Source organism: Parafrankia sp. FMc2 (genome assembly GCF_041008525.1).
In the GTDB taxonomy this organism is placed as follows: Bacteria; Actinomycetota; Actinomycetes; order Frankiales; family Frankiaceae; genus Parafrankia.
The window spans coordinates 65930-72723 of the sequence record NZ_JBFLUG010000028.1; the positions used below are offsets into that span (position 1 = coordinate 65930).

Annotated in this window: 2 protein-coding genes and 1 pseudogene; 2 read left to right on the plus strand and 1 reads right to left on the minus strand. The window is 72.2% G+C overall.

All coding sequences use genetic code 11. The features are described 5' to 3' along the window. Positions 1-72 precede the first annotated feature (72 nt). Both AB1460_RS12770 and AB1460_RS12775 read left to right on the plus strand, forming a co-directional pair. Positions 73-1251: pseudogene (locus AB1460_RS12770) on the plus strand (RNA-guided endonuclease InsQ/TnpB family protein); the annotation flags it as partial. A 201-nt stretch (positions 1252-1452) separates the two neighbouring features. Continuing rightward, a complete protein-coding gene (locus tag AB1460_RS12775) occupies positions 1453-3012 on the plus strand; it encodes an acyl-CoA synthetase (protein ID WP_368961317.1) in 1560 nt (519 codons plus the stop codon). A 14-nt stretch (positions 3013-3026) separates the two neighbouring features. On the opposite strand, the gene fxsT is transcribed toward AB1460_RS12775, so the two are convergent. Beyond that, positions 3027-5903 carry an FxSxx-COOH system tetratricopeptide repeat protein gene (gene fxsT / locus AB1460_RS12780; protein WP_368961319.1) on the minus strand — a complete coding sequence of 959 codons (2877 nt, stop codon included), beginning with the start codon at positions 5901-5903 and terminating at the stop codon, positions 3027-3029. Between the last annotated feature and the right edge of the window lie 891 nt (positions 5904-6794).

Sequence of the window (6794 nt, forward strand, 5' to 3'; positions counted from 1 at the left end):
CCGGGGAGGAAACGGCGCCCCACGCGGGAACGCATACGAAAATCCTTTCGGTAGAATCAGAGTATGTCCTGATACCGGCTCGATCCGGCACCCGGACAGGTTGTCGGGCTCGATGAGCACTGCGGGCATGCACGTTTTGTCTGGAACCTTGCCGCCGAACAGCAGTCGTGGTGGACCCCCTCTCGGGGGAGGGCGCCGAACCATCTGGAACGTTGCCGGCAGTTGACCGATGCACGTGCGGAGTTCGACTGGCTGCGGGCTGGGTCGCAGACGGTTCAGCAGCAGGCGTTGCGGGATTTCGACCAGGCTATGCGGAACTTCTTCAACGGTTCGCACAGGCATCCGGGCTACCGGAAGCGCGGCCAGTCCGAGGGTTTCCAGATCGTGGGGAGAAACGCCAGGGTCGAGAAGCTGAACCGGACGTGGTCCCGCTGCTGGGTACCGAAGGTCGGCTGGGTGAGGTTCCGCGTGTCGCGGGAGGTTCCGAACTTCAGGTCCTATCGGATCACCCGGGACCGGGCGGGCCGCTGGCACATCGCCTTCGCTGTCGCACCCGAACCGATCGACGGCCCGGGAACCGGGGAGATCGTCGGGGTGGATCGCGGGGTGGCGGTGTCGGTCGCACTGTCGACGGGGGAGCTGCTGGTCTGCCCCGGGCTGTGGCCGAAAAAAGTGGAACGGCTCCGCCGGATGCGGCGCCGGATGGCCAGGGCCAGGCGGGGCAGCAACCGGCGCGGCCGGCTCCGAGAGCAGATCGCCCGGGTGATAGCCCGGGAAGCCGACCGGCGCAGGGACTGGGCCGAGAAGACGTCCACGGACCTCGCCCGCCGGTACGACCTGATCCGGGTGGAGGACCTGAACATCCGCGGTATGACCCGCTCGGCACGCGGCACGGTCGCGGAGCCGGGGAAGAACGTCCGGCAGAAAGCCGGGTTGAACCGCGGCATCCTCGCCAACGGGTGGGGGCTGCTCGTTCGACGGCTGGAACAGAAAGCGCCCGGCCGGATCGAGAGGATCCCGGCCGCCTACACGAGTCAGCGTTGCTCGGTCTGCGGGCATGTCGCCGCCGCATCGCGCGAGAGCCAAGCGCGGTTCCGGTGCGTCGCCTGCGGGCACACGGCCAACGCCGACACCAACGCGGCATGCAACATCGCGGCTGGACGGGCCGTGACTGCGCGGGGAGGCGCCGGGTTGCCGGAGCCCAGGAACCGCGAACCTCAACATTCCGCACCTCCCCTCGTGGGCGTGTAGGAGTGGGAACCCCCGCCCTCCAGGGCAGGGAGGACGTCAAGCATCGAGGGTAGAGCCTTGCCGGACGGCTGCGCGGCGATCCGACGCGCTGGTGAACCCACTTGCCCCCGGCGCCGGCAAAGTCAACACCTATCCCGTGGGCCGGGAGTCTGATAGTTCCCGTAGAGGTCGCCGTCCGCCCTGTGGGACCTGGAGGATCACATGTACCCGCCCGATTTCGTGACGCTCACCCCCGACAAGCCCGCGGTGATCCTCACCGGTGGCCCGGGCGGCGAGGACCGCGTCCAGACCTACCGTGAGCTGGCCGAGGGGGCCGCGCGGCTGGCGCGCTTACTCGTCGACGCGGGCCTGCGCCCGGGCGACTGCCTGGCGATCCTCGCCGAGAACCATCTTCGCTACTTCGAGGTGGTGTGGGCGGGCCTCAACTGTGGCCTTTACATCACGCCGATCAACTCCCACCTGACAGCGCCCGAAGTCGCCCATCTCGTGAACGACAGCGGCGCCCGGGCACTGATCAGCACCCGGAAGCTGGCCGGCCTCGCCGAGGAGGTCGTGCCCGACACGCCGCACGTGCTGCTGCGGCTCCTGCTCGACGGAACGTCCGAGCACTACGCGGAGCTCGATGCGGCCGCCGCCGGCTACCCCGCCGGGCCTCGTGACGACGAGGTCCGCGGCTCGTTCATGCTCTACAGCTCGGGCACGACCGGCCGGCCGAAGGGCATCCGCTTCCCGCTGCCGGACACCCCGGCCTCGGCCGGCGACGTCCAGCTGCTGAACGGGACGGCGCGCATGTTCGGCCTCGGCGCCGACTCGGTGTACCTGTCACCCGCGCCGCTCTACCATGCGGCTCCACTGCGGGTGTCCGCCGTGTTGCACAGTGTAGGCGGCACGGTCGTCGTGCTGCCGCGCTTCGACGCCGAGGAGGCGCTGCGCGCGATCGAGCGTTACCGGGTGGGCGCCGCGCAGTGGGTGCCGACGATGTTCGTGCGGATGCTCAAGCTCCCGCCGGAGGTCCGCGGCCGCTACGACCTGTCGAGCATGCGGGTGGCCGTCCACGCCGCGGCGCCGTGCCCGGTCGACGTCAAGCGCCGGATGATCGAATGGTGGGGCCCGATCCTGTACGAGTACTACTCCGGTTCGGAGAACTTCGGGAGCACCGGGCTGTCCAGCGAGGAGTGGCTGGCCCACCCGGGCTCGGTCGGCCGCCCCCAGGGCGGTGTGCTGCACATCTGCGCGGACGACGGCACCGAGCTCGCCGCGGGGGAGACCGGCACCGTCTACTTCGAGAGCCGCGGCGCCGGCTTCAGCTACCACCGTGACCCGGCCCGGACGAAGGCGGTGAGCCACCCCGCCCATCCGGGCTGGCGCACCCTGGGCGATGTGGGCCATGTCGACACGGACGGCTACCTCTACCTGAGCGACCGCAAGGACTTCACGATCATCGCCGGGGGCGTGAACATCTATCCGCGCGAGATCGAGGACGTCCTGGTGATGCACGACGAGGTCGTGGACGTCGCCGTCTTCGGCGTTCCGCACCCGGAGCTCGGGGAGCAGGTCAAGGCCGTCGTCCAGCCGGTCGACCTGGCCGACGCCGGGGAGGCGCTGGCCACGCGGCTGCTGGACCACTGCCGGGACCAGCTGGCACCGTTCAAGTGGCCGCGGTCGATCGACTTCGTGCCCGAGCTGCCCCGCCTGGACAACGGCAAGCTCTACAAGAAGCCCCTGCGGGACGCCTACTGGGCCCCCGCCTCCACCCCGTAGCCGTCCGGCGCGCCTCACAGCGGCAGCGGGTCGATGTCGCAGTCGAGGCGCACCCAGCTGACGGCGGACCGGGTCGCCGGGTGGGCGTCGCCGAGCACCCGGCCCAGGGCGTGGACCACCTCGGCGTGGAGGGCTTCGGCCCGCCCCGTCTCGCCGAGTGCGCGCAGGTCCGTGCCCAGGTTCGCGTGGACAGCCAGCGTCGCCGGGTGCTCGGTGCCCAGGCACTGGCGGGCGCGGGCCAGAGTCTCCTCGTCGAGCGCGCGGGCCACCTCGGGCCGGCCCAGCGTGTGCTCGTCGCTGGCCAGGTTGGCCGCGCAGCGCACCCGCAGCGGATGATCCGGCCCGAGTTCGGACGTCAGCGCCGCGAGCACCTGCGTGTTGAGCTCGTGCGCTGTCCCGGTGTCGCCACGGAGCCGGTGGATCACCGCCAGATTCGCCTCGGCTGCGCGGGTGTGCGGGTGGCCGGCGCCGGCACCGCCGTGGAGGCCGGCGCGGACGTCCGCGCACAGCCGGAGCGCCCCGTCGAGGTCGCCGGTGTGCCGCAGGTCCGTCGAATGGCACAGCGCGGAGGCGAGTGTCTCCGGGTGGGCCGGGCCGTAGCGGGCCAGCAGCCGCTCCCAGGAGATCCGTGAGGTCCGCAGCGCGGTGTCGAGCTCGCCCGCCCGACGCTGCACGACGGCCAGGTGCCGCAGCGCCCGCAGCAGATCCGGATGACTCTCGTCGGCCAGCACCACCCGCAGCCGGCCCACCAGCTCCTCCTGACGGCCGCGTGCGCCGGGATAGTCGCCCAGCTCCCGCAGGTTGAGGTTCCGGCTGCTGTCGGAGCCCAGGACGACAAGATCGTCCGCACCGGACCGGGCCCGGGTGCCCGCGCCCGCGCGTGAGCGGGACCGGTGCCCACGACGGCGCCGGTGCCAGGTGTCGTCGTCGATGTCCCGGGCCTGCCGGACCTCGCCCGCCAGCCGCAGCGAGACCGCCAGGTCGTGGGCGGCGCCGAGCGTCAGCGGGTCGTCCGGTCCCTGGGCGCGCACAGCGCGTGCCCAGGCGGTACGGCCCAGCTCGACCGCCCGGGTGAACTCGCCAGCCGCCCGACGGTCCGCCGCCACGGCGGCCAGTGCGCGCAACGTCACCGGATGATCCGGCCCGTGGACCCGCTCGCCGATCTCCAGAACCCGCGCGTTGACTGGCGCGGACACCGCGTGATCCCCGACGGCGAGCAGCAACCGGCCGAGCCACCCACCCACCGCGACGGTGTCCGGATGCTCCTCGCCGAGGGCGACCCGCCAGCTCTCGTGGGCCTGCCGGGCCAGCTCCAGCCCTTCCTGGTGGTCGCCCCGACCGAGCAGGGAACGGACCGTGTTGACCAGCATGCCCCGCAGCAGGGGCTCCCGGCCCCCCACCGCACCCGCGGCGATCACATGCGGGTACAGCTCCGCGTAGGCGGACCATGCCCACGGGGCCGCCGGCTCGCCGGGGTCGCTCGCGGCGAGCAGGCGGCGGGCGTCGGCACGCAGCTCCTCCCGCTCGTCTCCGCTCATCCGGTCGAGCACCACCAGCTGAACGAGGCGGTGCACCCGCAGCGCTCCCGCCGACCCCGGAACCTCCGGCAACCCCACGCGGTGGTCGACGCGCGCCAGGGCCTGCCGGGTGATCGCGCGGATCGCCTCGCCCAGCCGCAGCGGGTCGCGCAGGACGACGTCGAGCTCGGGAGCGATCGAGACGTTCCGCCCGGCCTCGAGCAGTCGCCGCGGGATCGGGGCCGACGCCAGACAGGCACAGAGCCGCAGCAGCCGCAGCGCCGCCGGGTCGGACGCCGCCAGCCGGTCCAGCGAGTCGTCCCAGGCGGCGCGCACCGGCAGTCGGTAGTCCAGCGGCGAGGATGTCCCGAGTGTCTCCAGCGGCCTGTCCGCGAGCAGGCGCAGGTACTCCCCGGCGGGCATGCCCGTCTCCGCCAGCCAGGCCGCGGCCTGCGCGACAGCCAACGGCAGGTCGCCCAGGGCCTCGGCGACTCTGCCGGCTTCGGGCACCTCGCCGGCTTCGAGGGCAGCCTCCGGGGCGGCCGTCTGGACGGTGCCGGGAGCGGTGCGGGAAGCGCCGGTCCGGCCGGTCCGCCGGTGGAGCAGGTCGATGCTCTCCTCGCGGCGGAACACGTCGACCTCGAGTGCGTGAGCCGCTTCCGCCCATTCGGCGTTGCGAGACGTGACCAGGACACGACCGGCGCCGCCGGCGGGGAGGAACCCGCGCACCGTCAGCGGATCGTCGGCGCCGTCGAAGACCAGGAGCCAACGGCAGTGCGGCCGGCCGACACGCAGGGCCTCCAGGGCGGCCGGTACGAGCTCTCTGACAGATCTGTCGGCCTCGGTCGTTCCTGTTTCGGCTGCCCTGGTCGCCCTGGTCGCCCTGGTTCTGCGGACTGGCTTCGTCGTCCTGGCTGTTCCGGCGGCCTCGGCCTCCGGGCTGGTGACCGCACCCGCCCCGGTGCCTCCACCCGCCCCGAGCCCGAGACGCTCGGCCAGCTCCACCAGCGACTGCCGGATCTGGGTTCCGTCACCGGCGGGTATCCACCAGACCACGTCGAAGTCGGTCAGATGCCGGTATACGTACTCGATCGCCAGCTGCGATGTGCCCACCCCGCCCATGCCGAGCAGTGCCACGGGCAGGTCGGACGTCTCCCCGGCCCGTAGCCGTTCGTGCAGGTCAACGAGCAGGCCAGCGCGTCCGGTGAAGTGCGGGTTGCGCGGTGGCAGCGCCCCCCGGAGCGACGGCGGCGGGCCCGTGGGCGACGGCGGCGGGCTCGTGCGCGGCAGTGGCAGCCGGGTCATCGCGGGTGCATCGCCCACCACGACAGGCTCGATGTCCGCGGGCTCGATGTCGACGGCCCTGACGTCCATGGCCTTGGTGCCTGTGGACCTGGCATCCGCGATCTCGGTCTCGGCGCGTTCGGCGGCCGACTCGGACGTGGAGGGCTTTGCCTCGGCAGGTTCTGCGCCGTCGGGCTCGGACGCGGGAGGCTCCGTGGCCCGCGGCGTCTGGCGCTGTGTGCGGCGGCTTTTGGCAGCGGCGGTCGGGCCCGTGTCGTCCGCAGGGGTCCGGGCCTGGGCGGCTGCAGAGAGAAGATCGCTACTTTCGGTCACGGGTTCAATACCAGTCGTGCCCGACGCGTTCGGTGGCGTGGACACGCCGTGAGACGTCCACGTCCCTGCCGGATCCTGGCGGCGCGGGGTCCGGGTGGGCGGTGACGGCAGGCGGCGGTCGGCTCCGAACCGGGTCAGATCACAGGCCTGCGGCCGGCCGCACCGCGGCCGTCGTCGAAGAAACGAAACCCTCAGGCGAATTCGCGTACAGCAGCGCCCAACGCCACCAGCGTGGCACGAACAGGTCGATAGATGGACACGAACAGGTCGATAGATGGAACAGCAGGGGGCTTCGTCATGCATGTTGCCGAGCAGCGACCGTTCCGTGTCCGCTTCGGTTGGGGTGGGAGGACCTGCTGGGCGCCGGTGCGGTCATCGCCGGCGCCGTCGACACCGGCGCCCTGCCGCCGCGCGGCTCAACGCCGACCCGGTCGTGCCCGTTCTGCGCGGTGACGCGTTCACCGCTCTTTCGGGTCGGCCGGGTCGGTAGGCGGCCACACTCCGCCCGCGATGATGGGACGGTTGACGTCCTCCCCCGTGTGGACGCGGGAGATTCCAACTCCTACACGCCCACAGAGGAAGGGGGTGCGGAAGGTTGAGGTTCGCGGTTCACCGGCACGGCCAACACCGTGCCTCCCCGCGCGGTCA

Coding starts and splice junctions, on each gene's coding strand:
- AB1460_RS12775 (WP_368961317.1), top strand. CDS start 1,453: ATGTACCCGCCCGATTTCGTGACGCTCACCCCCGACAAGCCCGCGGTG.
- fxsT (WP_368961319.1), bottom strand. CDS start 5,903: ATGGACGTCAGGGCCGTCGACATCGAGCCCGCGGACATCGAGCCTGTC.